The organism is Micromonospora sp. AMSO1212t (assembly GCF_008868145.1).
Taxonomy (GTDB): domain Bacteria; phylum Actinomycetota; class Actinomycetes; order Mycobacteriales; family Micromonosporaceae; genus Micromonospora; species Micromonospora tulbaghiae.
This window is the reverse complement of sequence record NZ_WBKS01000085.1, coordinates 1-25,068: the sequence shown is the minus strand read 5'-3', so window position 1 is coordinate 25,068 and position 25,068 is coordinate 1. Positions and strand designations below refer to the sequence as shown.

Annotated in this window: 23 protein-coding genes; 12 read left to right on the top strand and 11 right to left on the bottom strand. The window is 74.7% G+C overall.

Going from position 1 to position 25,068, the window contains the following annotated elements; genetic code table 11:
- Positions 1–83: 83 nt before the first annotated feature.
- The 3 genes from tilS to dacB form a co-directional block, all read right to left on the bottom strand.
- Complete coding sequence (tilS, locus tag F8279_RS20235) at positions 84–1,028, bottom strand: tRNA lysidine(34) synthetase TilS (RefSeq protein ID WP_151500768.1); 945 nt, start codon at positions 1,026–1,028, stop codon at positions 84–86.
- Positions 1,029–1,173: 145 nt separating this feature from the next.
- The gene (locus F8279_RS20230; protein ID WP_091426057.1) at positions 1,174–2,241 is read right to left on the bottom strand and encodes a zinc-dependent metalloprotease; all 1,068 of its coding nucleotides are present in this window, start codon (positions 2,239–2,241) and stop codon (positions 1,174–1,176) included.
- 66 nt (positions 2,242–2,307) lie between these two features.
- A complete protein-coding gene (gene dacB, locus F8279_RS20225; RefSeq protein WP_175438839.1) occupies positions 2,308–3,738 on the bottom strand; it encodes a D-alanyl-D-alanine carboxypeptidase/D-alanyl-D-alanine-endopeptidase in 1,431 nt (476 codons plus the stop codon).
- Between the two features lie 490 nt (positions 3,739–4,228).
- On the opposite strand from dacB, the gene F8279_RS20220 reads away from it, so the two are divergent.
- A complete protein-coding gene (locus F8279_RS20220; protein ID WP_091425759.1) occupies positions 4,229–4,735 on the top strand; it encodes an inorganic diphosphatase in 507 nt (168 codons plus the stop codon).
- 54 nt (positions 4,736–4,789) lie between these two features.
- Here the strand turns inward: F8279_RS20220 and eccD are convergent, their stop codons facing one another.
- The gene (eccD, locus tag F8279_RS20215; protein ID WP_151500767.1) at positions 4,790–6,172 is read right to left on the bottom strand and encodes a type VII secretion integral membrane protein EccD; all 1,383 of its coding nucleotides are present in this window, start codon (positions 6,170–6,172) and stop codon (positions 4,790–4,792) included.
- A 105-nt stretch (positions 6,173–6,277) separates the two neighbouring features.
- On the opposite strand from eccD, the gene eccCa reads away from it, so the two are divergent.
- The 4 genes from eccCa to F8279_RS20195 all read left to right on the top strand — a co-directional run bounded on the left by eccCa (position 6,278) and on the right by F8279_RS20195 (position 13,206).
- The gene (gene eccCa, locus F8279_RS20210; RefSeq protein ID WP_151500766.1) at positions 6,278–10,216 is read left to right on the top strand and encodes a type VII secretion protein EccCa; all 3,939 of its coding nucleotides are present in this window, start codon (positions 6,278–6,280) and stop codon (positions 10,214–10,216) included.
- Between the two features lie 88 nt (positions 10,217–10,304).
- Positions 10,305–11,618: a type VII secretion-associated serine protease mycosin gene (mycP, locus tag F8279_RS20205; protein WP_192580732.1), complete on the top strand. Its 1,314-nt coding sequence runs from the start codon at positions 10,305–10,307 to the stop codon at positions 11,616–11,618.
- A 40-nt stretch (positions 11,619–11,658) separates the two neighbouring features.
- Positions 11,659–12,450: a phosphatase PAP2 family protein gene (locus F8279_RS20200; RefSeq protein ID WP_151500765.1), complete on the top strand. Its 792-nt coding sequence runs from the start codon at positions 11,659–11,661 to the stop codon at positions 12,448–12,450.
- A gap of 30 nt (positions 12,451–12,480) precedes the next feature.
- Positions 12,481–13,206, top strand: a complete 726-nt coding sequence (locus F8279_RS20195; RefSeq protein ID WP_151500764.1) for a phosphatase PAP2 family protein — start codon at positions 12,481–12,483, stop codon at positions 13,204–13,206.
- A 15-nt stretch (positions 13,207–13,221) separates the two neighbouring features.
- Here F8279_RS20195 and F8279_RS20190 read toward each other — a convergent pair whose 3' ends face one another.
- From F8279_RS20190 to F8279_RS20165, 6 genes are all read right to left on the bottom strand, one after another.
- On the bottom strand, positions 13,222–14,400 hold the full coding sequence (locus F8279_RS20190) for a MarP family serine protease (protein ID WP_091425775.1): 1,179 nt from the start codon (positions 14,398–14,400) through the stop codon (positions 13,222–13,224).
- A 76-nt stretch (positions 14,401–14,476) separates the two neighbouring features.
- Positions 14,477–15,169, bottom strand: coding sequence for a CoA pyrophosphatase (locus tag F8279_RS20185; RefSeq protein ID WP_091425777.1), 693 nt, complete (start codon positions 15,167–15,169; stop codon positions 14,477–14,479).
- On the bottom strand, positions 15,166–15,771 hold the full coding sequence (locus tag F8279_RS20180; RefSeq protein ID WP_192580731.1) for a TlpA disulfide reductase family protein: 606 nt from the start codon (positions 15,769–15,771) through the stop codon (positions 15,166–15,168). Before F8279_RS20180 ends, F8279_RS20185 begins: the two co-directional genes overlap by 4 nt.
- Entirely contained in the window at positions 15,768–16,547 is a 780-nt protein-coding gene (nth, locus tag F8279_RS20175) for an endonuclease III (RefSeq protein ID WP_091425783.1), read from the bottom strand. Before nth ends, F8279_RS20180 begins: the two co-directional genes overlap by 4 nt.
- Before the next feature lie 58 nt (positions 16,548–16,605).
- Positions 16,606–17,826, bottom strand: coding sequence for a CapA family protein (locus F8279_RS20170; protein ID WP_225853341.1), 1,221 nt, complete (start codon positions 17,824–17,826; stop codon positions 16,606–16,608).
- Positions 17,827–17,932: 106 nt separating this feature from the next.
- Positions 17,933–18,619, bottom strand: a complete 687-nt coding sequence (locus tag F8279_RS20165) for an adenosylcobinamide amidohydrolase (RefSeq protein ID WP_091426060.1) — start codon at positions 18,617–18,619, stop codon at positions 17,933–17,935.
- A 219-nt stretch (positions 18,620–18,838) separates the two neighbouring features.
- Here F8279_RS20165 and F8279_RS20160 point away from each other — a divergent pair, with 219 nt between their 5' ends.
- The 7 genes from F8279_RS20160 to F8279_RS20135 all read left to right on the top strand — a co-directional run bounded on the left by F8279_RS20160 (position 18,839) and on the right by F8279_RS20135 (position 24,042).
- A complete protein-coding gene (locus F8279_RS20160; RefSeq protein WP_007466162.1) occupies positions 18,839–19,516 on the top strand; it encodes a Crp/Fnr family transcriptional regulator in 678 nt (225 codons plus the stop codon).
- Between the two features lie 115 nt (positions 19,517–19,631).
- On the top strand, positions 19,632–20,375 hold the full coding sequence (locus F8279_RS20155) for a metallophosphoesterase (protein ID WP_151500762.1): 744 nt from the start codon (positions 19,632–19,634) through the stop codon (positions 20,373–20,375).
- Between the two features lie 75 nt (positions 20,376–20,450).
- Positions 20,451–20,915 carry a glycosyltransferase gene (locus tag F8279_RS20150; RefSeq protein ID WP_151500761.1) on the top strand — a complete coding sequence of 155 codons (465 nt, stop codon included), beginning with the start codon at positions 20,451–20,453 and terminating at the stop codon, positions 20,913–20,915.
- Between the two features lie 2 nt (positions 20,916–20,917).
- On the top strand, positions 20,918–21,412 hold the full coding sequence (locus F8279_RS30895; RefSeq protein WP_091425790.1) for a hypothetical protein: 495 nt from the start codon (positions 20,918–20,920) through the stop codon (positions 21,410–21,412).
- A complete protein-coding gene (locus tag F8279_RS20145; RefSeq protein WP_192580730.1) occupies positions 21,409–22,197 on the top strand; it encodes a bifunctional 2-polyprenyl-6-hydroxyphenol methylase/3-demethylubiquinol 3-O-methyltransferase UbiG in 789 nt (262 codons plus the stop codon). Before F8279_RS30895 ends, F8279_RS20145 begins: the two co-directional genes overlap by 4 nt.
- Positions 22,194–23,267, top strand: coding sequence for a radical SAM protein (locus tag F8279_RS20140; RefSeq protein ID WP_192580729.1), 1,074 nt, complete (start codon positions 22,194–22,196; stop codon positions 23,265–23,267). The genes F8279_RS20145 and F8279_RS20140 overlap by 4 nt, the downstream gene beginning before the upstream one ends.
- 4 nt (positions 23,268–23,271) lie before the next feature.
- Positions 23,272–24,042, top strand: coding sequence for a bifunctional 2-polyprenyl-6-hydroxyphenol methylase/3-demethylubiquinol 3-O-methyltransferase UbiG (locus F8279_RS20135; protein ID WP_151500758.1), 771 nt, complete (start codon positions 23,272–23,274; stop codon positions 24,040–24,042).
- Positions 24,043–24,056: 14 nt separating this feature from the next.
- Here F8279_RS20135 and F8279_RS20130 read toward each other — a convergent pair.
- The coding region (locus tag F8279_RS20130) for an aminotransferase class I/II-fold pyridoxal phosphate-dependent enzyme (RefSeq protein WP_151500757.1) at positions 24,057–25,068 on the bottom strand (1,012 nt) is incomplete at its 5' end.

The window sequence follows — 25,068 nt, the reverse complement described above, 5'->3', positions numbered from 1 at the left end:
CCGCCCCGTCGATCAAGGAGTTTGAGGGCTGGGGAGGGCCGGAACGTGACCGAAAGTCCTTGATCACCGGGCGAGGGCGGGGGTCAGCCCGCGCCGAGCCAGGGCAGGAGGTGGCCGGCCTGGCGGCGTACCTGGTGACCGCCGGGTAGGTACACCGGGCCCTGTCCGCGCCACGCCGTGACCAGGGCGTCCAGTGCCGCCACGTGCCTGTGGGACAGCGCGGCCGGCGCGGCGCCCAGCTCGCGGGCCCAGGTGTGCAGCACCCGGGTACGGACGGCGGCAGGCAACTCGCCGAGCCCGGCGACGGACAGCCCGCCGTCAGCAATCCGGACCTCCGCGAGCGCGGCGTCGGCGAGCGCGTCGAGCGCGGCGTTGTCGGCCGCGAGCAGCCCGGCGGTGCGGGCGAGGTTCGCCACCACCCCCGGCCCCAGCGCGTCGACGAGTGCCGGCAGCGCGTCGGCCCGGACCCGCGCCCGGGCGTACGCGGGATCGGCGTTGTGCGGGTCCGCCCACGGATCGAGTCCGAGCGCGGCGCAGGCAGCCCGGGTGTCGGCGCGCGGAACGTCGAGCAGCGGCCGCAACAGGGGCACCCCGTCGACGTCGCGCCGCTCCGGCATCCCGGACAGCCCGCGCGGTCCGGCGCCCCGGGCCAGCGCCAGCAGGACGGTCTCGGCCTGGTCGTCGCGCGTGTGCCCGAGCAGCACCCCGGCTGCGTCGTACCGGTTGGCGGCGGCAATCAGCGCCTCGTACCGGGCCTCGCGGGCGGCCGCCTCCGGGCCACCGGGCCGGCCGTCCACCCGTACCGGAAGCACCTCGACCGGGTCGAGCCCTTGGGCGCGGGCCCAGCCGGCGACCGCCTCGGCCCGTCCGGCGGACCCGGCCTGCAGGCCGTGGTCGACGGTCACCAGGCCGGCCGGGCGTCCGAGCCGGGGGGCCACGAACGCGGTGGCGGCGGCGAGCGCGAGCGAGTCGGCCCCGCCGGAGCAGCCCACCAGCACCGGGCCGGTGCCCGGCAGGCCGGTCAGCACCCGGCGGACGGCGAGCCGGACGGCGGCGACGGCGGGATCGGGCGACGGAGAGCGGCGCGACCGGGTGCCGGAATCAGCCCAGCCGCCGGAACCGGCCGGGCCGACCGGAGCTGCCGAGCCAGCCGAACCAGCCGAGCCGGGCGGATCAGCCGACGGGCGGGGTGGCACCGGCGGGCCCGTGTACGCGGGACACCCAGGCGTCCGGGTCGCCCAGCTCGTCCAGGCGGGGCAGCGTCAGCGGGGACGAGAAGATCTTGTTGAAGCCCGCCATCCCCACCCGGTCGACCACGCCGTGCACGAACTTGCGGCCCTCGGCGTACTGGCGCATCTTGACCTCGATGCCGAGCAGCCGCCGGATCGCCTTCTCCAGCGGGTTGCCGGACTCGCGGCGCCGGTTGAACGCCGCCCGGATCGATTCGACGCTGGGGATGACCTGCGGGCCCACGCCGTCCATCACAAACTCGGCGTGGCCCTCCAGCAGCGTCATCAGCGCGGTCAGCCGGTCCAGCACCGCACGCTGGGCCGGGGTCTGCACGATGTCCAGCACGCTGGCCCGGCTCTCCGGGTCCTTCACCGCGTCGGAGAGCGTGGCCACGCCGCGGCGCAGCCGCTCCAGCAGGTGCTCGCCGCCCTGGGAGGCGTCCACGAACGCCTGCACCTCGCCGAGGAAGTACGCGCGCATCCACGGCACGGCGGTGAACTGGGTGCGGTGGGTGACCTCGTGCAGGCACACCCAGAGCCGGAAGTCGCGCGAGTCGGCGCCGAGCTTCCGTTCGACCTCGAGGATGTTCGGCGCCACCAGCAGCAGTTGGCCGGGGTCGCCGGCGAAGACCTCGTACTGGCCGAGCACGCGGCCGGAGAGGTACGCCAGCACGGTGCCGGCCTGCACACCGGTCACCCGGGAGCCGATCGCCTCGGTGAGGGCACCGGGCCGCTTGTCGCCGGAGAGGCGCTCGACAAGCGGCGAGACCACCTCACGCAGGCCGGCGATGTTGGCCGCCGCCCAGTCCCGGCGGTCGACCACGCGTACCGGCGGGTGTGCGACCTGCGCCCGCAGGCCGGTGTAGTCGGCGACGTGACCGGCTGCCTCGTCGGTCAGCCGGCGCAGGTCGCCGACCACGTCGGTGGCCTCGGCGTACGACACCCGGGGGCCCGACTTGCTCAGCGCCCCCGCGGTAGCGGCGGCCAGATCCCAGTCCACGAACTGCGCCATGAACCCACCGTACCCGCGCCGGAACACCCCCACCCGGGCTCGCGCCCGCCGATCGACGCCCGTCGGTCAGCGGCAGCCGCACCCGGCGAGCGCGGAGGTGATCCGGTCCAGGGCCGCCCGGGTCTCGTCCAGCGAGCCCTGGGTCCGGTCGGTGAGCACGGCGAAGGTGAGCAGCCGGCCGTCGGCTGTGGTCACCGTGCCGGCGATCGCGTTGACGCCGCTCAACGTGCCGGTCTTGGCCCGGACGACGCCCGCGCCGGCGCTTGTCGCCGCCGCCCGGTAGCGCTCGTCGAGCGTGCCGGACCAGCCGCCGACCGGCAGGCCGCCGAAGATCGCCGCGAGTTCGGGGTGGCTGCCGTTGCCGGCGAGCGTGATCAGGTCGGTGAGCAGCGAAGGGCTGATCCGGTTGGTGCGGGACAGCCCGCTGCCGTCGGCCAGGCTGATCTCGCCGGCGGGCAGGCCCAGTTCGCCGAGCACCTGGTCGGTGGCGGCCGCGCCGCCGACGAACGAGCCGGGCTTGCCCTTGGCGAGCGCCACCTGGCGGGCCATCGCCTCGGCGATCACGTTGTCGCTGTCGCTGATCATGATGTCGACCAGCCGGATCATCGGCAGGGACTCGACAGTGCCGAGTTCGGCGCCGGGGGCCGTACCCGTGGCGCCGGACGCGGCCGGCGCGGTGCCCCGGCTCACCTGGGCGGCACCGCCGGTCAGGCCGAGCAGCTTGGCGAACTGCCGGCCGGCGGTCAGGTCGGGCTGCGGCACCCGCTCGGCGGCGTGATTGGTCTGCTCGGCGGTGCGCCGCGCCTCCGCCGCGTTCTTCCGGGCGCCGTCGGTCATCAACGCGGTGATCGCCGCGCCGAAGCCGCCGGTGGGGATGTCGGCATCCCAGCCGGGCTCGAAGACCGGGCCGCTGAACAGCGACGAGTCGACGATCACCTTGGTCGGGGCGGTGCCGCCGAGCGCGTCGCGCACCTGGGCGGCGAGGTCGTCCAGCCGGGCCGCGCCGGGGTAGAAGCCGTTCTTGTCCACGGCGAGCGTGGGGTCGCCGCCGCCGACCAGGACCACCTCGCCCGGGTTCGCACCGGCCACCGCGCGGGTCGGGATCCGGTAGGCCGGGCCGCGCGCCGCGAGCACCGCCACGCCGGTCGCCAGCTTGGTCACCGAGGCGGGCACGGTGGGGGTGTCCTGGCCGCTGCCGTAGAGCGCCTGGCCCGTGCTCACGTCGGCCACCGACACATGCACCCGGTCGCCGAGCGCGGCGGCCCGGACCAGCGGGTCCAGGGCGGAGCGGATGCCGGCCCCGGTGGGCAGCGGGGCGTTGCCGTCCGGCCCGGCAAGCACGGCCTGCGGGGAGGGCTCGGGCGGCGCGGCGACCGCCGTACCCGTGCTGTCGTCGTCGCCCAGCCACCCGGCGACCGGGCCGGGGCGCAGCACCGCGAGCCCGGCCACCGCCAGGGCCAGCACGAGCACGGAGGCGAGCGCCGCGACGAGCCGCATGCGACGTCGCGGCCGAGCCGGGGGCGGCCCGGAGGGTACGGGCGGCGCGGCGCCGGCCGGCGGGACCGGCGGGCTGACCGGGATCGGATCCGGCGCGCCGGGCCGGTTCAGCGCAGCCGTCGGCTCGTGCGGCGGCCCGACGCGGGCCGAGCCGCTCGCCGGGCCGGAGCCGTGGTGCGGCGGGCCGACGCGGGCGGACCCGGTGGCCGGAGCCGGACGATGAGGGACGTTCGCCCCCGGGACGGACACCCGCCCGGTGGCCCCGCCGGGGCCGGAACCGGCGGACCCGCGCCCGTCAACCCTCTCGGGGCGGTAGTGTGAATCTTCCCTCCCCACGGCCCCCTCCTCCCCGCTCGAAATCGCCTTGGGCGACACTACTTCGGTCCGAACACTATGCGGCGGCCGGAGCCGACGGGGGGCGTTCACCCCGCGCCGGGGGTGAGCCGCTGGTTTCCGTTAGCCAGCGTGGGCAAACGAGGGAGCGTGGAAGATGGATTTCGACGTCACGGTTGAGATCCCGAAGGGTCACCGCAACAAGTACGAGGTAGACCACGCGACCGGCCGCATCCGGCTGGACCGCACCCTCTTCACCTCCACGCAGTACCCGGCCGACTACGGGTTCATCGAGGGCACCCTGGGCGAGGACGGCGACCCGCTGGACGCGCTGGTGCTGGTGCCGGAGCCGACGTTCCCGGGCTGCCTGATCCGCTGCCGCACCATCGGCATGTTCCGGATGACGGACGAGAAGGGCGGCGACGACAAGGTCCTCTGCGTTCCCTACGAGGACCCCCGTCAGGAGCACCTGCGCGACATCCACCACCTGGGCGAGTTCGACCGGCTGGAGATCCAGCACTTCTTCGAGGTCTACAAGGACCTGGAGCCGGGCAAGTCGGTCGAGGGCGCGACCTGGGTCGGCCGGGTCGAGGCCGAGGCGGAGATCGTCGCCTCGTACCGGCGCGCCAAGGAGGCCGAGGAGCGCGGCGAGACGCTGCACTGACGCTCACGCCTGCCGCAGGCCCGGGTCGTGCTTCGCGACCCGGCCTCCGCGTGTTCATGCGAGCAGGTCGCGGGCCCGGTCGTAGAGGCCGAGCACCGCGCAGGCCACCGGCACGACCGCGACCACGAGCGCGGTGTCGGTCAGGTCGGCCAGCCGGCCGAGGTACGGGGAGACCGGGCGCCGGGCGTACGTGGCGCCGGCGGTGACCGCCGTCAGGGCCAGGGCCAGCCCGCCCACCGTCAGCGCGAGCCGGCCACCCGGACCGGCCCGGTCGGCCAGCACCACGCCGAGCAGCGCGAACCCGGCCAGCCCGGCGACGACCGCGGGCACCCGGTGCCGTACCGCCACGAACAGGCGGGAGCGCAGCAGCAGCACCCCGCAGGCGACGGCGGCGAGCAGCAGTCCGGCGGGCCGGCCGACGGAGACGAGCACCGCGACCGCGCCGACGGCCAGCACCGCGTGGCCGAGCAGCATCCCGGTGAGCACCTCCTCGGCGCGGGCGACAGCCGCGTGCACCCGGCCGCGGTCCGGCAGGTCCCGGGTGCCGGCCGGGCTGGGCAGGGTGAGCGGCGGCAGCGGCAGCTTGCCGACCCGGATCGCCAGCAGCGGCAGCCCGCCGAGCGCGAACACCAGCACGGCGAGCAGGACGGCGGCGGTGCCGTCCGGGTCGAGCAGCAGCCCGCCGAGCGCTGCTGCCACGCCTGCCACGCCGACCGTCACTCCGGCCACGAAGACGCGGGACCGGCTGGCCACGCCGAGCAGGCCGAGCACCGCCGCCAGCAGCAGCGCCACCGAGCCGACGAGCAGTTCGGGGGCACCCACCCAGCGCAGGCCGGGGATCGGGCCGACCGGATCGCCGGAGGCGACAGCCAGCGCCCCGGTCACGGCGGCCCAGGGCAGCGCGTACCCGCCGAGCGTTGCGCCGACCGGGCCGTCCCCGTACGCCCGGGACGCCGCGGTGGCGGTGAGCACCAGGATCAGGGCGACCGCCGCGGCGACCGGCCAGCCGCGCGCGCCCGGCCCGGCGGCGGCCACGGCGACCAGCCCGACGGCCAGGGGTACGGCGGCGCCGGCTAGCGCGGCGGCCCGGGTGGCGTGGCCGGACCAGGCGGCGCCCCGGCGCCGGGCGCCGTCCACGATCGCCTCGACCACGTCGTCGTACTCCAGCTCGGGCCACTGGGCGCGGGCCGGCACGAGGTGCAGCACCTCGCCGTCGCGGACGCCCTGCGGCAGCAGCGCCTGGGCGGTGACGAGCACCGCGCCGTCGGTCCGGCGCAGCACCCATCCGCCGTGCCGTTCCCCGTCGTCGGCCAGTCCCTCACCGGCGTGCCGGAGCACCTCGGGCAGCAGCTCGGCCAGGGGCACCTGTTCCGGCAGGGCCACGTCGACCCGCCGCCTGGGCGCGCTGATGGTGACCCGGGCGAGCCCGCTTGTCATCGAGGTATCTCCATATCGAGCGGGAACAGTGGGCTGACGGACGAGAGGACTTTACCTACGATGAGCCAGGCTCGGGTTACCCAGAGCCACTTTCGGGAGGGTTGAGTGTCCACTGTCGTCATCAAGCGGCCGCCACGCCGCCCGGCCCCGGAGATCCCGGTCGGTGAGCTGCCCGTCGAGGCGCCGCCGGAGATCCCCGCGGCGGCCGGTGGGCGCTGGCAGCAGGCGCTGATGGTGTTGCCGATGCTCGGCGGGACGGTGGCCATGGCGATGATGTTCGGCCGCGGCGGCGGGGCGTACTCGTACGTGGTGGGCGGCATGTTCGGCCTCTCCTCGCTGGCGATGCTGGTGACCACCTGGGGCAGCGCCGGGCCGAAGAAGTCCGAGCTGATGGCCGCCCGCCGGGAGTACCTGCGGCACCTGGCCACGCTGCGCCGCCGGGTGCGGGAGACCGCCGGGGCCCAGCGGGCCGGGTTGTCCTACCGCCATCCCGAGCCGGGGCGGCTCTGGTCGACTGTCGACAGCCACCGGGTCTGGGAACGCCGGCCGGGTGACCCGGACTTCGCCGTGGTGCGGGTCGGTGTGGGGCCGCAGACGCTGGCCACCCCGCTGGTCCCGCCGGTCACCCGCCCGCTGGAGGAGCTGGAACCGATGACGGCCGGGGCGCTGCGGCGCTTCCTGGACGCGTACTCGGTGGTGCCGGACCTGCCGGTGGCGTTGTCGCTGCGCAGTTTCGCCCGGGTCTTCGTGCGCGGCCCGGCCGGCCCGGTACGCGGTGCCGGCTCGCCCGCCACGCAGGCGCTGGCCCGGGCGGTGCTCACCCAGCTCGCCGTCTTCCACGCGCCGGACGAGCTGCTGATCGCGGTCTGCGCCGGGCCGGAACGCCGGACGGTCTGGGAGTGGGTGAAGTGGCTGCCGCACGCCCACCATCCGGCGCGCACCGACGCGCTGGGCCCGGTGCGGCTGGTCACCAGTTCCGCCGCCGACCTGGAACGGCTGCTCGACGACGTGCTCGGCGCCCGGTCCCGGTTCAGCCCGCACGGCACGGCGACCGACGGGCCGCATGTCGTGGTGGTGCTCGACGGCGGTGATCTGACCGGCGCGACCGACCTGGCCGGTGACGGCGGCGTCGACGCGGTCACCGTGCTCGACCTGGACACCCCGCCGCCCCGGCTGCTCGACCGGTACGCGCTCCTGCTCGACCTGGTCGACGGCCGGCTGCACTCGCACTCCGCGGAGGGGCACGCCGAGGTGGGCGCCGCCGACGCGCTGGCGCCCGCCGACGCCGAGGCGGTGGCCCGGCGGCTCGCGCCCCTACGGCTCGCCGGCACGGTACGCGGACCGGACGCGCCGCCCGGCGCCGAGCTGGGCCTGCCCGAGCTGCTCGGGCTGGGCGACCCGGAGAGCTTCACCGCCGAGCAGGGCTGGGCACCCCGGGCCGCGCGGGACCGGCTGCGGGTGCCGATCGGGGTGGGCGCCGACGGCGGGGCGATCGACCTCGACCTGAAGGAGTCGGCGCAGGACGGCATGGGCCCGCACGGCCTGCTGATCGGCGCGACCGGCTCGGGCAAGTCGGAGCTGCTGCGCACGCTGGTGCTCGGGCTGGCCGCCACACACAGCTCGGAGCAGCTCAACTTCGTGCTCGTCGACTTCAAGGGCGGCGCCACGTTCGCGCCGTTCGAGCGGCTGCCGCACACCGCAGCCGTGATCACCAACCTGGCCGACGCGCTGCCGCTGGTGGACCGCATGGTCGACGCGATCAACGGGGAGCTGATGCGCCGGCAGGAGCTGCTGCGCCGGGCCGGCAACTTCGCGAGCGTGCGCGACTACGAGCGGGCCCGGGCGGCCGGCTCGCCGCTGGCCCCGCTGCCGTCGCTGCTGCTGATCTGCGACGAGTTCTCCGAGCTGCTGTCGGCCAAGCCCGACTTCATCGACCTGTTCGTGCAGATCGGGCGGCTGGGCCGGTCGCTCGGCGTGCACCTGCTGCTCGCCAGCCAGCGCCTTGAGGAGGGGCGGCTGCGCGGGCTGGACACGCACCTGTCGTACCGGATCGGGTTGCGGACGTTCTCGGCGCTGGAGTCCCGGACGGTGCTGGGCGTGCCGGACGCGTACGAGTTGCCGCGCAGCCCGGGGCACGGTTACCTGCGCTCGGGCACCGACCCGCTGGTCCGGTTCAGGACCGCGTACGTCTCCGGCGCGGTCCGCCGCCGCGGCGGTGCGGTGGGCGCGTCCGGCACCGGTGAGGCACGCGTGCTCACGTTCTCCACCCACCTGGTCCCGGTGCCCGAGCCGCCCGAGCCCGTCGCGCCGCCCGCCGAGGACGACGGCGGCGAGACGCTCCTCGACCTGCTCGTGGACCGGCTGGCCGGGCAGGGCCCGCCGGCGCACCAGGTGTGGCTGCCGCCGCTGGACGCCTCGCCCGCCCTGGACGAGCTGCTCGGTCCGGTCGGCGCCGACCCGGTACGCGGGCTCACAGTCGCGAATCCGGAGCTGCACGGGGCGCTCCAGGTGCCGGTGGCCGTGGTGGACAAGCCGTTCGAGCAGCGGCGTGACCTGCTCTGGCTGGCGCTGGACGGCGCGGCCGGGCACGTCGCGGTGGTCGGCACCACCCGCAGCGGCCGGTCCGGTCTCTTGCGCACGCTGGTCTGTGCGCTCGCGCTCACCCACACCCCGGCCGAGGTGCAGGTCTACTGCCTCGACTTCGGCAGCGGGACGCTCGGCACGCTGCGCGACCTGCCGCACGTGGGCGGCGTCAGCGGACGGACCGACGGCACCGCCGTACGCCGTACCGTCGGCGAGGTCGCCGGGCTGCTGGCCGAGCGGGAACGGCGTTTCGCCGAGGCCGGTGTGGAGTCGATGGCCGCGTGGCGACGGCGGCGGGCGGCGGGCGCGCCGGACCCGTTCGGGGACGTGTTCCTGGTGGTGGACGGCTGGAACACGTTGCGCGGCGAGTACGAGGACCTGGAACCACTTGTCACCGAACTCGCCACCCGGGGCCTGGCGTACGGGGTGCACGTGGTGGCGAGCGCCCTGCGCTGGTCGGACTTCCGGCCGGCGATCCGCGACCTGTTCGGCTCCCGGCTGGAGTTGCGCCTCGGCGACCCGGCCGACTCGGTGGTGGTCAAGCGGGCGCTGGCGGCCACCGTGCCGGAGGAGCGTCCGGGACGCGGCATCACGGCGGGCGGGCTGCACTTCCTCACCGCCGAACCCCGTGTCGAGGCGCTCGGCGCGGAGACCGCCGATCTGGTGAAGGCGGTGGCAGGCGCGTGGACCGGTCCGTCCGCGCCCCGGGTGCGGTTGCTTCCGCCGGTGCTGCCGTACGCCGAGCTGGACCAGAGCGCGACGAGCGGGCTGGCGTTCCCGATCGGCGTGGCCGAGGCGGACCTGTCCCAGGTGGTGCTGGACTTCGCCACCGAGCCGAACTTCGTGGTCTTCGGCGACGCCGAGTGCGGCAAGTCGTCGTTCCTGCGCGCGCTGGCCACCTCGATCGTCAACCGGTTCACCCCGGAGCAGGCCCGGGTGATGCTTGTGGACTACCGGCGCAGCCTGATGGGCGTGATCGAGACCCCGCACCTGATCGGGTACGGTACCGCCGCGCCGCACACCGCCGAGCTGATCGAGTCGGCCGCCGGCTATCTCCACGGGCGGCAGCCGGGCCCGGAGGTGACCCCGGCGCAGCTGCGCAGCCGGTCGTGGTGGAAGGGGCCGGAGCTGTTCGTGCTCGTGGACGACTACGACCTGGTGGCCGGCGGGCCGACGAACCCGTTGCGGGCGCTGGAGGAACACCTGCCGCACGCGCGGGACGTGGGGCTGCACCTGGTGCTGGCCCGGCGTACCGGCGGCGCCGGGCGGACCGCGTACGAGCCGATCGTGCAGCGGCTGCGCGAGCTGTCCACGGCCGGGCTGGTGATGTCGGGCGGGCCGGAGGAGGGTGCGCTCGTCGGTCAGGTCAAGGCGGGGCCGCTGCCCCCGGGGCGGGCGCGTCTGGTCACCCGCCGGGAGGGGGTGCGCCTGGTGCAACTGGCGCATCTCCCGCCCGGGTGATCCGCCTCGCGGAGTTGCCCCGTGACGGTCGGGACAACCGGTAATCTCCGTGCAGCATGTGTCTGACGCGACCGAACGGCTGGGGAATGTGACAGGGGATCGGCAGGGACCGCCCGGTGGGCCGCCCCGGCGTCTCGCCGGACGCGCGTTGCTCGCCGCCGTGTCGGCGCTGGTCGCCGTGGCCGGTCCGCTGACACCGCCGGCCCATGCCGCACCTGCCGCCCCGGCCACAGTGGCGCGGCCGTGGGTGAGCCCCGACCGCCTGCTGCGCACCGACCAGGTGCGCGACGAGCAGTGGCAGCTGGAGGAGTTGCGGGCGAAGACCGCGTGGCGCACCTCGACCGGGCGTGGCGTGGTGGTCGCGGTGATCGACTCCGGTGTGGACGGCACCCATCCCGACCTGGCCGGCCAGGTGCTGCCCGGCCTGGATCTGGTGACGCCGGACGGCTCGGACGGCCCGGACCCGGTGGGGCACGGCACCACGGTGGCCGGGCTGATCGCCGGGCGGGCCGACGACGACCGGGGCGTGGTGGGGCTGGCGCCGGACGCCAAGATCCTTCCGGTCCGGGTCCTCGACGCCGAGAACCGCTACGACGACGCGCTGGTCATCGCCAAGGCGGTGCGCTGGGCCGTCGACAACGGCGCCCAGGTGGTCAACCTGTCGCTCGGCGGCAGCAGCGACAACCCGGCCCTGGCCGCGGCGCTGGACTACGCGTTCGCCCGGGACGTGGTGGTGGTCGCCTGCACCGGCAACCTGGCCACCTCGACGACCACCGAGGTCTGGTACCCGGCCCGGGAGCCGGGTGTGCTCGCGGTCGCCGGGCTGGAGCGGACCAGCGAGAACCTCTGGTCCGGCTCGATCACGGGTCACGAGACGGTGCTCAGCGCCCCGGCCACCGGGCTCTACGGCGCCCGGCCGGAGGGCTACTGGCGGGTGCAGGGGACGAGCTTCGCCGCACCGCTCGTCGCCGCGACCGCCGCCCTGGTCCGCGCGCGTTATCCGAAGATGTCGGCCGGGGACGTGGTGAACCGGCTGATCGCCACCGCCCGGGATCTCGGCCCGACGGGCCGGGACGACCGGTTCGGCTACGGCCTGGTCGACCCGGTGGCCGCGCTCACCGCCGACGTGCCGTCGGTGGGTCACAACCCGCTCGACGACAACGCCTCCCCCGGCGTGGTGGGCTTCGGTCCGGCGCCCGGCGACGGGCGGGACACCCGGGCCGCCGCGGCGGGCCGGGGTGGCGACCCGCTCGGGCGTACGACGGAGGCCTGGAACGCCCGGCCGGCGGGCCAGACGGACGTCTCCGCGCCGGAGCGGCTCTGGACCGGACTGGCCCTGTTCGTCGCGCTCGTCACCGGCACCGCGTTGATGGTTCGCCGGTTCCGGCAGACCCGTCGCTGAACCGGTCTGATCCCGCCCCTGGATGGGTAGGGGAAGCCCCATGGAGACCACCGGGGCGACGGTCACGCACCGGTCGTGGCGGAGCCGCCGCCTCGACCCCGAGCACTCGCTGGGCCTGCGGCTCAGCCTGACCGTGCTCGCGGCGTTCCTGGTGCTGGTGCCGTTCGCCCTGCTCGCGCTGCTGGTGCTCGGCGCCTGGCCGCCGCTGCTGCGGCTGGACGCCTCGATCACCGACGCGTTCCACGGGTACGCGCAGGACCATCCCGCCTGGGCCGCTGTGATGACGGTCTGGACGCACGTGTTCGGGCCCGGCCCGCTGCGGGTGGCCGCGGTCGTGGTGGTGGTGTGGCTGGTCCGGCGCGGCGCGCCCCGCCTCGCGGTCTGGGTGGTGGTCACCATGGTCGCCGGCGGGCTGCTCGGCGCGCTGCTCAAGCTGCTCGTCGGCCGGGACCGGCCGGATCTGCTGGACCCGGTGGCCCGGGCCGCCGGCTACTCCTTCCCGTCCGGTCACGCGCTCAACGCGACCCTGGCGGCGGGTGTGCTGCTGCTGGTGTTCCTGCCGTTCGTGCGGGACAGCCGCCGGGGCCGGACCGCGCTGTGGACCGCCGCCCTGCTGGTCACTGTGGTGACCGGGCTCAGCCGGATCACGCTCGGCGTGCACTGGACCAGCGACGTGGTGGGCGGCTGGGTGCTCGGGGTGGCGGTGGTGGCCGCGACCTCGGCCGCCTTCGCCACCTGGCGCAGCGGATCCGGGCGGCCGTCCGCCCACCCGCTCCGGGAGGGGGTCGAGCCGGAGCTGGCCGACCGGCGGCCGGAGGGCGGCCGGGCGTAGCCGGACCTCCGCCGGGGTACAGGCGAGCCCATGTCCGATGTCGTGATCCGAGTCACCCGGCGTGTCCTGCTGCCGCTGGCTCTGCTCTTCGCACTGATGGTGGGCCTGGGCCTGCTGGTGACCCGGGTGCTGGCCCGCACCTGGCCGTTCACCGTGGAGGACACGGTCAACCGGGAGCTGGCCGGCGACCGGACGCCGGGTTGGAACGACGTCTCACTGGTGTTCAGCACGCTCGCCAGCACCCAGATGATCGTGGTGGTGACGGTACTGGCGGCGCTGGTCCTGCGGCTGGTGCTGCACCGCTGGCGGGAACCGCTGTTCCTGTGCGCGGCGGTGACAGCGCAGGCACTGATCTTCCTGTTCACCACCATGGCCATCGACCGGAACCGTCCGGCCGTCGCGCACATGGACGCCTCCCCGCCCACGTCCAGCTTCCCGTCCGGGCACACCTCGGCGGCGACCGCGCTCTACGTCGGTTTCGCGGTGCTGCTGGCGCTGCGGGCGCGCAGCACCCCGGCCAAGGTCGGCTGGTGGACGCTGCTGGTGCTGGTGCCGATCGGTGTGGCGCTCACCCGGATGTACCGGGGCATGCACCACCCCAGCGACGTGGTCGCCTCGTTCCTCAACGGCGGCGCCTGCGTGGCGATCATGGCGCGGGCGATACTGGACCGCACGCTCACCTGGGGCCGTGCCCGGCTGACGCTGTCCCGCTCCGGCGACGAGGCGGCACCGGCGCGAGCACCGGCGGGTGGCTGAGCGCCGCCGGCCGACTCAGGTGCAGTCGCCGGTGGCCACTCCCCGGGTACGCTCCGCGCCCGCGAGCGCCACCGGTCGCGCCTCGGCGGCGGTCACCGCGAAGCCGGTGTTCGGGTCGTCCGCCGCCGCCGCGAAGATCACGCCGAGCACCAGGCCGTTCGAGGAGACCAGCGGGCCGCCGGAGTTGCCGCTGCGCACCAGCGCCCGGATCGTGTAGATCTCCCGGTTGACGTCGCCGGTCGAGTAGATGTCCGGGCCGGTGATCCGGTCGACGTCCCGGATCCGGGCCGGGCGGGCGTCGTACGGGCCGTCGAGCGGGAACCCGAGCACGATCGCGTCCGCGCCGGTCGCGGCCGGACCGGCGGCGAAGCGCAGCGACGGTCCGGGCAGCCCGGGTACGTAGAGCACCGCGAGATCCCGGTCCGGGTCGTAGACCACCACCTCGCCGTCGTACCGCTCGCCGCGCAGTTCCACGGCCACCGAGCGGGTGCCGGCCACCACGTGCGCGTTGGTCATCACCCGGTCGTCGGCGTACACGAAGCCGGAGCCCTCGATGCGCCGCGAGCAGCTCGGCGCGGAGCCGAGCACCTTCACCACCGACCGCCTGCTGTTCTGCACCACCTGGGAGTTGGCCAGCGCCGGGTCGGGCGGCGCGACCTGCCGGGCCCGGGTCGGCGCGAGGTCGCCGAACACGTCCGGGAAGCCGTTTGTGTCGACCGTGTCGCGCAGTGCCGTGGACAGGTCCTGCGCCCTGTCCGGCAGCACCTGGTCGACGACGGTGAGCAGCGCGCTGTTGCGCACCGAGGAGGCCAGCCACGGCACCGAGGAGGAGCCGAGCGGCACGGCGACCAGCCACGCCACGAGCATCACCGCGACGACCGAGATGAACGCGCCGCCGACGTCGTCGATCTTCCGCCCGGCCGGCCCGGTGATGGCGGCCCGGAGATTGGAGCCGAGCCAGCCGGCCAGCGCCTGCCCCAGCACCGCGAGCCCGAAGATCGCCACCAGGGAGATCAGCACGCGCGTGCCGCTCGTCGTGAACTGCTGCGCGATCAGCGGCCCGACCTGGAGGCCGAGCAGCGCGCCCAGGAAGAAGCCGGAGAACGACAGGGCCCCGATGACGAAGCCCTGACGGTATCCGCTGATCGCGAACACGAGCATGAGCAGAAGAAGGACGAGATCCACGGCGGACACGCCCCAAGGGTACGGGCACCGGGCCCGCGGTCGGCTCAGCGCTCGCGGAACGTGACCCGGGGATGCGTACGGGTGATCACCGCACCGGGCTCTCGTCGGCCGCCTCGGTGCCCGCCGACGGAGCGGGCGTGGCGTCCACCGGCGGCAGGTCCACCACGCGCGAGTGCGGCCAGGGCCGGGACCAGCCGCCCATCTCCAGCAGCCGGTCGATCACGCCCGCGGTGAAGCCCCAGACGAGCATGCCACGTGCGGAGAAGGCGGGACCGATCCAGCCGCTCGGGTGGCGTACCCGCATGCGGTTGTCCGGGTCGACCAGCTCGCTGACCGGCAGCCGGGCCACGTGCGCGACCTCGGCCGGCTCGCGCGGGTGCACCGGGTGCGGGTCGTGCCACCAGGCGAGCACCGGAGTGACCACGAAGTCGCTGACCGGGATCCAGAGCCGGGGCAGCTCGGCCAGCACCGTCACGCTGCCCGGGTCGAGGCCGACCTCCTCGTTCGCCTCGCGCAGCGCGGTGGCGCGGGCGTCCGCGTCCTCCGGGTCGGCCGCCCCGCCCGGGAAGGCCGGCTGCCCGGCGTGGTTGCGCAGCGTCGCGGCGCGCTGGAGCACGAGCACGTCCGGCCCGGCGCCGGGCTCCTCGCCGAGCAGCACCAGCACGGCGCTCTCCCGGCCGCCGCTCTCCGGCGTGACGATGCGGGTGAAGTCCTCCGCCCGCGCGGTGCCGAGCCGGCCCAGCAGCGGGTCGAACCACCCGGGTGGCCGTCGGGTCATACCCGCACCCCGAGGTGGCGCTGGAGCAGCGCGGCGAGGCGGGCGTCGTCGAGCGCGCCGGTCGCGTCGGTGTGCCGGATCCGCCCGTCGGCGTCGACCAGCACCGTCAGCGGGAACGCGTTGCGTTCGAGCGCACGCTGGAACGCGTCGCCCTGGTCGAGCAGCATCGGGAAGTCGACGCCGTAGTCCTCGCCGATGGACTGCGCGCCGCCGCGGCTGTCCCGGCTGTTCACGCCGATCACCTGGAACCGGCCGTCGGCCCGCTCGCTGAGCCGCTGGAAGGCGGGCAGTTCCTTGCGGCACGGCGGGCACCAGGACGCCCACACGTTGATCACCGCCGGACCCTTGACGTCGCGCAGACTTACCGGCGTGCCGCCGGTGAAGCAGTTGAGCGTCAGGTCGGGTAGCTGGTCCCCGGCCTTGCCGACCGGCGCCGGGGACGCCGAGGCGGGCGCGACCGTCAGCGGGGTGCAGTCGGCGAACGGCGAGGGACGCTCGGCCCGGGTCGCCGGCGCGGGGCGTTCCGGCTGCTCGGCCGTGGCGGTGCAGCCCGCCGCCGCCAGCAGCAGCGGGGCGAGCAGGAACGCGAGCCGGCGCATCACGGCACGTCCGCCGCGGCCGCCTGCTGCGGCACCAGGTCGGGATCGAGGCCGACGGCCACCGCCAGGTCACGGGCGCGGGGCCCCTTGAGCAGCTTGGCCGCGGCGGCCGGCTCGGTCGGCCCGGTGCCGTACGCGGGGCACAGCTTCGCCAGCGTGCACGCACCGCAGGCGGGCTTGCGGGCGTGGCAGACCCGGCGGCCGTGGAAGATCACCCGGTGCGACAGCATCGTCCAGTCGCGCTTGGGGTAGAGCGCGCCGATCGCGTGCTCGATCTTGACCGGGTCGGTCTCGGTGGTGAGCTGCCACCGCTGCACCAGCCGCTGGAAGTGGGTGTCGACGGTGATGCCGGGGACGCCGAAGGCGTTGCCGAGGATGACGTTGGCGGTCTTGCGGCCGATCCCCGGCAGGGTCACCAGGTCGGCCAGCCGGCCGGGCACCTCGCCGTCGTACCGCTCGCAGAGCGCCCGCCCGAGGTTGATCAGGGAGCTGGTCTTGTTGCGGTAGAACCCGGTGGGCCGGATCATCTCCTCCAGCTCGGCGCGGTCCGCCCCGGCGTAGTCGGCGGCGGTGCGGTAGCGGGCGAACAGCTTCGGCGTGACCTCGTTGACCTTCTTGTCGGTGCACTGGGCGGACAGGATCGTCGCCACTGCGAGCTCCAGCGCGTTGGAGTGGTCGAGTTCACAGTGCGCGTCGGGGTGCGTCTCGGTCAGCACGCGGCCGATGCGCCGGGCGCGGCGCGTACGGCCGAGGTCGGTCTCGGGGGAGCGCGTGGTCACGTCGGCCAGCCTACGTCGCGGGGCCGACGCTCCGGCGGCTCGGCGCGGCCGGGTGCGCTCAGCCACCCGCCGGTGCGGTGATCTTGCCGGTCCCGTCGAGCTTCGCGCCGGTGTCCGGGAAGTCCGCCCGGTTCAGCTCGCGGACCAGTCCGAGGCCGCGGTCCTGCCGGTCGACCGACGGACGGCCCACGCCGTTCATCACCGTGGAGGTGAACGTGCCGCCGGCGAACTTCCCCTCGGCGGTGAGCGACACCTTGAGCACGCCGCCCCAGCCGAGCCGGCCCGAGCTGTTCAGCGACTTGCCGCCACCGGCGAAGTTGCCGAGGCTGTACGCGATCAGCCGCCCCTTGTAGAACTCCATCCCGCGCAGCACGTGCGGGCCGTGCCCGATGACCAGGTCGGCGCCGGCGTCGATGACGGTCCGGGAGAAGCGGACCGGGTCACCGCGGTTCTCGCCGAAGAACATCTCGGTACCCGGCTTCACCCGGGTCTTGTCGGCGCCCTCGGCGCCCATGTGTACCTGCACCACCACGATCTGGGCGGACTCCTTGGCCATCTCGACCACCTGCTTGGCGGCGTTCAGGTCGACCAGGCTGTTGGACCAGGGGTACGACGAGAAGCCCACCACGGCGACCTTGATGCCCTTGACGTCCACCACGGTGATCTCGCCCGGCGCACCGGTGTGCTTGAGCCCGTGCGCCTCCAGCGCCGACTGGGTGTTCTCGTAGCCCTGGCGGCCGTAGTCGTAGCCGTGGTTGTTGGCCTGGTTGAGCAGCTGGAACCCGGCCGAACGCAGGTGCGCGGCGTAACCGGGCGGCGCGCGGAACTGATAGCAGTTCTTCGGCTCCGGGCCGCACTTGCCGGCGCCGGTGTCGTCGGTGAGCGGCTCCTCCAGGTTGCCCATCACCAGGTCGCCCTTGAGCGCCGACTTGACGTCGTCGAAGAAGCCCTTGCCGCCGTTGGGCGGCAGCCGGTCCGGCGCGTTGCCCATGATCACGTCACCGGTCGCGGTGAGCGAGATCGACGGTTCCTTCGACGCGTCCGGCGCCGCCGGCTGGTCACCTGTCTGGGGCCCGGCCGAGCCGGTCGATCCGCCGCCCTGTCCCGCCTGCCACCTGGGGTCGCCGCCGGACCCGCCGGTGTCCCCGCCGCAGCCGGCGACGAACAGGACCGCGACGAGCGCGGCGAACGCGGCCAGGCGCCGACCGGGCACCGCGCGACGCGGGCCGGGAACGGCAGCGGGCGGTCCGGCGACGGCGGCGCGGAGGGTACGGGGCACAGAACGGGCGGGAGCGTACATCGTCGGCGACGCTACCGTCCCCGGGACGCCGCGACGAGGGCCGATCGGTCGGAAAACCCGGCGCGCCGGATATGACCCGTCCATGTCAGCCCGCCCGCCGGTCGGACCAGGGCACGACGGTCCCGGCGCCGCCGGAGCGGACGGCGGCGTGCACGGCCCGGGCCAGCGGCGCGCCCCAGGCCGACCGGGGACCGCCGTACGGGGCCGGATCCCCGTCGGCCGGGCAGAGCACCGTCACCGCGTCGGTGGGGGTGCCGGTGGCCGGCAGTCCCAGTTCCCAGATCGCCTGCGCCTTCGCCTCGGTGGCGGTGGCCACGGCGTTGACCAGGGCGGCGTCGCCGAGCCGCACCGGCACGTACGCGACGATGTTGACAGTGCCGACGTGCTGCGCGGGCCGGGCCGGTTCGCTCGCGGCGGGCGGCGCCGGCTCGGGCGCGGCGGCCCACACCGGCGTGCCCAGGCCCACCGTCGCCCAGACCCGGACGCCGCCGTCGGTGCGGCGGACCACCTCGGTCACGTCCACGCCGGTCAGCAGCCCGACCCCGGGGCCGTCCAGTTCGAGGCCGTGCGCCAGCTCGGCCAGGTGCGCGGCGGGGTCGTCCCGGTCGTACGACATCGGCACCGTCGCGTTCAGCACCCACCCGCGGACGCCGATCCCCCCGCCCAGCGGCGCGGAGCCGACCGCCAGCAGCGGCGCCTCGGCCCGCCAGGCCAGCATCGGGATGTCCCACCCGGATTCGGACCGGCTGGTCAGGAACGGCTCACACAGCACGCCGGTCACCCTACGATCACAGGAGGGAACGGGTGGCGCCGGGCCGGGCCGGAAGCGGGATCTTAGCTGCTCACCGGGTCGGGCGGGTTACGCCCAACGATCAAGATTCCAGGGGTGCACCTCTGATTCCTACTCATGTGCGCCTAGACTGGCGGCGCGCGAGGGATCAGCGGACGGCGGACCCGGCCGACGGACGGCACGCGCAGGCGGAGGTGCGCGATGGACGAGGTACTGGCCCGCAGCGGGATCTTCCAGGGTGTCGACCCGGAGGCTGCCGAGGCGCTCGCCAAGGAGATGGAGACGATCGAGGTCCGCAAGGGCGAAATCGTCTTCAACGAGGGCGAACCCGGCGACAGTCTCTACATCCTTCTGTCCGGCAAGATCAAGGTGGGTCGCCGCGCGGCGGACGGCCGGCAGAACCTGATCGCCGTGATGGGCCCGTCGGACATGGTCGGCGAGCTGTCGCTCTTCGACCCCGGTCCGCGTACGGCGACCGCCACGGCGGTCACCGACACCCGGCTGGTCCGGCTGCGCAAGCAGGCGCTGCGGCCGTGGCTGAACAACCGGCCCGAGATCGCCGAGCAGTTGCTGCGGGTGCTGGCCCGCCGGCTGCGCCGGACCAACGACTCGCTCGCCGACCTGATCTTCACGGACGTGCCCGGCCGGGTCGCCAAGAACCTGCTCCAGATGGCCGGCCGCTTCGGCACCCGCGACGGCGGCGTGCTGCGCGTGACGCACGACCTCACCCAGGAGGAGATCGCCCAGCTCGTCGGCGCCTCCCGGGAGACCGTCAACAAGGCGCTGGCCGACTTCGCCTCGCGCGGCTGGCTGCGGCTGGACGGCAAGAGCATCATCATCCTCGACCCGGAGCGACTGGCCCGCCGCGCGCGGGTCTGACCTCCGTACCGGCTTCCCCGGCCCGGCCCGCCTCCGCGCGGGACCGGGCCGGCGCCGTCTCTGCCCGCCGCAGAATCGCTTGGTCCGGCCGGGCCGGTGTCGTCAGGCTGGGACGATGCCTGATCACGTCGCCGTCCTCTCCGACATCCACGGTGTGCTGCCCGCGCTGGAAGCAGTCCTGGCCGAGCCGGACGTGGCCGCCGCCGACCTGATCGTCCTCACCGGTGACCTGGCCGCCGGTCCGCAGCCGGTCGAGGTGCTGGACCGGCTGGCGGCGCTCGGTGACCGGGCCTGCTGGGTCGGCGGGAACGCCGACCGGGAGCTGGTGCAGGCGCGGGCCGGCAAGTCCTCCTCGATCGAGGTCTCGGACTGGGCCGCCGGGCAGCTCCGCGACGACCAGGTGGCCCGGCTGGCCGCGCTGCCGCCGTCCGTCACGCTGCCGGTCACCGGTCTGGGCGAGGTGCTGTTCTGCCACGCGACCCCACGCGACGACGAGGAGGTCGTGCTCGTCGACTCGCGGCTCGACCGCTGGGCCGAGGTCTTCACCGGCCTGCCGGCCGAGGTCGGCGCGGTGGTCTGCGGGCACACGCACATGCCGTTCAGCCGGCTGGTCGACCGCCGCCTGGTGGTCAACCCGGGCAGTGTCGGCATGCCGTACGGGGGCGCGGGCGCCTGGTGGGCGCTGCTCGGCCCCGGTGTGCAGTTGCGCCGGACCCGCTTCGACGTGGACGCCGCCTGCGCCCGGGTCGCCGCCGAATCCACGTTTCCGGACGCCGCGGCCTGGGCCGACGAGTACGTCCGCTCCCGCCACTCCGACGCCGACGCCCTCACGGTCTTCGCTCCCCGGGACGGCCGCTGACCCGAGTGCTCGGGGGGCGACCGTCCAGCCTGGAGCGGGGCATCGCGATCCGCGACGCTGGGATAGCGTGAAGTAGTGACGGACCGGCGGTATCGGATCCTCCTCGTCTCCAGCAGCGGCGGCGTCCTGCTCGACCTGCTCGCGCTCCGCCCGTGGTGGGAGCGACACGACCCGGTGTGGGTGGCGGTCCGCGCCCCCGACACGGAGGTGGCGCTGACCGGGCAGCGGGTGCACTGGCAGCCCGAGCTGTCGACGCGCACCCGGTGGCGGGTGCTGCCGGCGGCCTGGCGGGCCCTGCGGCTGCTGCGCCGGGAGCGACCCGACGTGGTGGTCTCGGCCGGCACCGGCGTGGCCGTCGGCGTCTTCCTCGCCGCCCGCCTGCTCGGGGTGCCGTCGCTGTGGCTGGAGACGTTCAACATGACCGGGCCCGCCGGAGCCGCCGCCCGGCTCTGCTCCCGCCTCGCCGCCGCCGTGCTGGTGCAGCGACCCGCCCTGCTGGCGTCCCGGCCCCGCGCGGTCCTCATCGGAGAGCTCTACTAGCCATGGCCCGCCTCCTGGTCACCGTCGGCATGGGTCCGTGGCCGTTCGACCGCCTGATCGAGGGTGTCGCGCCGCTGTGTGCCGCGCACGAGGTGTTCGTCCAGACCGGCACGTCGGCGGTGACCCCGCCGTGTCCGCACGCCCCGTTCCTGCCCCTGGACGACCTGCGGAGGCGGCTGACCGACGCCGACGTGGTCATCACCCACGCCGGGAACACGGTGCGGCTGGTCCAGCGGCTCGGCCGGGTGCCGGTCGCGGTGGCCCGGGAGGCGGCACGGGGCGAGATGGGCAACGACCATCAGGTCGACTACCTGCGCGAGGAGGAACGCTCCGGCCGGGTGGTCGCGGTGTGGGACGTGGCCGAGCTGCCGGCCGTGGTGGCCGCGCACCCGCAGCGGCAACACCGGTTGCTCGCGGACCGCCCGTTGCCCGGCCCGGTCGACGGCGAACGCCTGGCCGCCACTCTGGACGCGCTCTGCGCCCGGCTGGTCCGATGAACCGGGCCGACGGGGCGACACGCCAGGCGGGTGTGCAGCCCTTCGCCACCCACCCGCTACGTCGGTACGCGTTCGCCTGGGCCGCACTGTCCGGCCGCACCGGCCGGCACCTCGACCTGGGCTGCGGCACCGGAGACTTCCTCGCCGTGCTGCACGAACACGGCACCGTGACGTGCGAGGGCGCCGACCCGCACCCGGGTTACCTCGCCGAGCTGGCGGCCCGCCACCCGGATCTGCCGCTGCGCCGGCTCGGGGTCGGCGAGCCGCTGCCGTTCGCCGACCGCCACTTCGACTCGGTGAGCCTGCTCGACGTGCTGGAACACGTGCCCGACGAGATCGCGCTGCTGACCGAGACGCACCGGGTGCTCGCCCCCGGTGGGCTGCTGGTGCTCACCGTGCCCCGGCGGCACGTCTTCACCTTCCTCGATCCGGACAATGCCAAGTTCGACTTCCCGCGGCTGCACCGCCGGATCTACTCGTGGCGGTTCGGGTCGCAGGTGTGGCACAACCGGTTCGCCGACCTCTCCGACAACCTGCGCGGCGACATGTCGGTCGGCCGGGACCGGCACACCAACTACCGCACCGCAGAACTGCTCCGGCTGCTGCGCACGGCGGGCTTCACCCCGACCACTGTGACCGGCGCCAACCTCTTCTGGCGGTGGTTGCAGATCCCGGCGCTGCTCACCGGCGGCCCGGTGCGCCGCCTGCTGGAGCGCGGCATCCACCTCGACGGTCGGCTGTTCCGCTCGGCCAACCTCTTCGTCCTCGCCCGGAGACTGCCGTGACTGTCGCCGACACCGCCCGCCTCGCCTGGTTCTTCGGCCGGCTCGCCGTCAAGGAACGGATCGCGCCCCGGCTGCACGTACGGCCGCTGGTCGCCGAGCTGTTCCTCACCGACAACTGCAACCTGCGCTGCACGAGCTGCGGCTGCTGGACCACGAACACCAAGGGTGAACTCTCCACCGACGAGTGGCGCGACGTCCTGCGTCAGCTGGTCGCGCTGCGCATCCACAAGGTGAACTTCACCGGCGGCGAGCCGCTGATCCGGCCGGACGCGGTGACCCTGATGTCGTACGCCCGCGAGGTGGGGGTACGCCACCTGCATCTGAACACCAACGGCATCCGCCTCACCCCGCCCGTTCTGGACGAGGTGCTCGCCGCGGGCGTACGCAGCTTCAACGTCTCCGTCGACGGCCCGACGGCGTTGGTGCACGACCGGATTCGCGGGCGACTCGGTGCCTTCGAGACGACGACCCGGCACCTGCGGAACCTGATCGCCGCCCGGGACCGGCTCGGTCTGAAGGTACGCATGAACTTCACCGTCATGCGGGACAACGTGGACAGCCTGCCCGGTATCGCGGCACTGGCCCAGGAGCTGGGTGTGACGCTCTATCTCAACCTGGTCACCGACCGGACGTTCCTGTTCCGCACCGACGCGGTCACCACCCAGACCGACGTGGCCGGCGACCGGCTCGACGCGGCGATGGCCCAGCTGGAGACGATGGCCCGGGCCGACCGGCGGTGGTTGCCGCGTTATTCGGAGCTGCGTTACCTGCGCGGGCACTTCGACGATCTCGTCCAGCGCGACCTGCCCTGCGCCGAGTCGCAGCTCAAGTTGATGGTGCACTCCCGGGGGGAGATCGGCGGCTGCTGGGCGCACGACCCGACCGCCTCGGTCCGGCAGCGCCCGATCGCCGAGATCATCGACGCGCCGGAATACCGTGCCGAGCACGCGCGGCTGTTCCGCAAGGAGTGCGTCGGCTGCGGCAGCAACTACAGCCTCAACCTGCGCTGGCGACCGGGCACCTACCTGGCCGACCGGCAGTGGCTGCGGGGGCGGCGCAGTCTTGTCTGAGCCGATGCGCCCGAGCCAGCCGCTGTACGACGCGCTGGCGCCCGGCTACGAGGAGCATTTCGCGGTGCCGCACCGGCGTGCCTACGACGACCTGGCGTGGGAGCGGGTCCGGGCGTTGTTGCCGCCGGGCGCCCCGGTGGTGGACGCCGGTTGCGGCGTGGGTCGGTGGGCGCGGCGGCTGCTCGACCTCGGCCATCCGGTGACCGGCGTCGAACAGGCGCCGGGCATGGTCGCCGAGCTGCGCCGTCATCCGCCCGGTTCCGGCTTCACACTGGTCGAGGGCTCGATGACGGAGGTGACGCTGCCGGCCACGGCCGGCGCGGTGCTGGCGATGGGTTCCCTGCAGTACACAGCCGATCCCGAGCGGGCGGTCCGGCACCTGGCCGGGTGGTTGCGCCCGGGCGGGGCGCTGGCCGTGCTGGTCGACTCGCTGGTGGGCCTGGTCCTCGAGCTGGTCGGTGCGGGCCGGGACGACGAGGCGGTGGACCGGCTGACCCGTCGGCGGGGTGTCTGGCTTGCCGAGGGGCACGCGGCCGACCTGCACCTGCTGGACCGGGCCCGGCTGGAGGCCGCGTTCCGCGCCGCCGGCCTGGTCGAGATCCGCAGCGCCGGGCTGCTGGTCAGCGCTGCCGCGGTGGGGCGGGCCGGGCTCGCCGGACGGCTGGCCGCCGACCGGGACGCGCTGCTGGCGCTGGAGCGACGGCTGGGGGACGATCCGGTCCTCGCCGACGCCGGTAAGCAACTGCTGGTGACCGGCCGCCGCGCTCCGGGTTGACCGCCCGGCCCGGTTCAGTCCAGGCAGCGGCGGAGCGCCGCGACGACCCGTTCCGCCTGTTCCACAGTGATTTCCGAGGACATCGGCAGGGCCAGCGCCTCGGCGTCCAGCCGTTCGGTCACCGGTAGGCGCTCACCGCCGCCGAGCGGGCCAATGTGGACGGCCGCGAAGTAGGGCTTGGTCTGTACGCCGAGGGCGGCCAGCTGCGTCGCCACTCGGTCGCGCCGGGCGAAGCGGGCCACCCAGTGCACCCAGCAGTGCCGGTCCCCGGGGCGGACCTGCTGGACCTCCACCGGCAGGGCGGACGCGGCGGCGGCGTAGACCTCGGCCACCTCGGCCCGGCACCGGACCAGCGTGTCCAGCTCCGCGAGCTGGTCGACCGCGACGACGGCGTGCAGCTCGTTCATCAGCTCGGAACGGGTCCAGCCGGCCGGTGCGGCGAGGACCGCCTCGGCGGCGTCGGCGGGCAGCACCAGCGCGCCGCCGGCGCCACCGGCCGACACGACCTTGGCGAAGCTCATCGAGTACGAGTGCGACAACGCCTGCTGTGCCACCGGCCGCCCCTGGTGCAGGCTGCCGAGGGCGGCGGCCGAGTCGGCCAGCAGGGCCACCCCGGCGGGGTCGCAGACCGCCCGCAGGGCCGGATAGTCGCACGGGTTGCCGAAGGTGTCGACGCAGAGCACCAGTCGTACGCCGCCCCGGGCGATCGCGGCGGCGACAGCCACGGGGTCGATCGTCCAGGTCGCGGCGTCCACGTCGACGAAGCGCAGCGTGTATCCGAGTTGGACCAGGATCTCGGCGGTCGCGGGGAACGTGTAGGACGGCAGCACCGCCACGTCGCCGGGGCGGGCCGGCCCGACGGTGGCGGCCACCATGATCCGCAGGGCGGCGGTCCCCGAGGCGGTGACCAGCACCCGATGGTCGTCGTCGAGTTGCAACTCCTTGCCGAGGCGTTCGGTCAGCTCGCGCGTCCACCGGTTGCCGTGCTTGACCTCCCCGCTGACGAGCGCCTCCTGCTGGCGGGCG

Coding starts and splice junctions, on each gene's coding strand:
- F8279_RS20195 (WP_151500764.1), top strand. CDS start 12,481: ATGTCCGATGTCGTGATCCGAGTCACCCGGCGTGTCCTGCTGCCGCTG.
- F8279_RS20160 (WP_007466162.1), top strand. CDS start 18,839: ATGGACGAGGTACTGGCCCGCAGCGGGATCTTCCAGGGTGTCGACCCG.
- F8279_RS20185 (WP_091425777.1), bottom strand. CDS start 15,169: ATGACCCGACGGCCACCCGGGTGGTTCGACCCGCTGCTGGGCCGGCTC.
- F8279_RS30895 (WP_091425790.1), top strand. CDS start 20,918: ATGGCCCGCCTCCTGGTCACCGTCGGCATGGGTCCGTGGCCGTTCGAC.
- dacB (WP_175438839.1), bottom strand. CDS start 3,738: ATGCGGCTCGTCGCGGCGCTCGCCTCCGTGCTCGTGCTGGCCCTGGCG.
- F8279_RS20155 (WP_151500762.1), top strand. CDS start 19,632: ATGCCTGATCACGTCGCCGTCCTCTCCGACATCCACGGTGTGCTGCCC.
- eccD (WP_151500767.1), bottom strand. CDS start 6,172: ATGACAAGCGGGCTCGCCCGGGTCACCATCAGCGCGCCCAGGCGGCGG.
- F8279_RS20135 (WP_151500758.1), top strand. CDS start 23,272: ATGCGCCCGAGCCAGCCGCTGTACGACGCGCTGGCGCCCGGCTACGAG.
- F8279_RS20230 (WP_091426057.1), bottom strand. CDS start 2,241: ATGGCGCAGTTCGTGGACTGGGATCTGGCCGCCGCTACCGCGGGGGCG.
- F8279_RS20145 (WP_192580730.1), top strand. CDS start 21,409: ATGAACCGGGCCGACGGGGCGACACGCCAGGCGGGTGTGCAGCCCTTC.
- F8279_RS20220 (WP_091425759.1), top strand. CDS start 4,229: ATGGATTTCGACGTCACGGTTGAGATCCCGAAGGGTCACCGCAACAAG.
- F8279_RS20200 (WP_151500765.1), top strand. CDS start 11,659: ATGGAGACCACCGGGGCGACGGTCACGCACCGGTCGTGGCGGAGCCGC.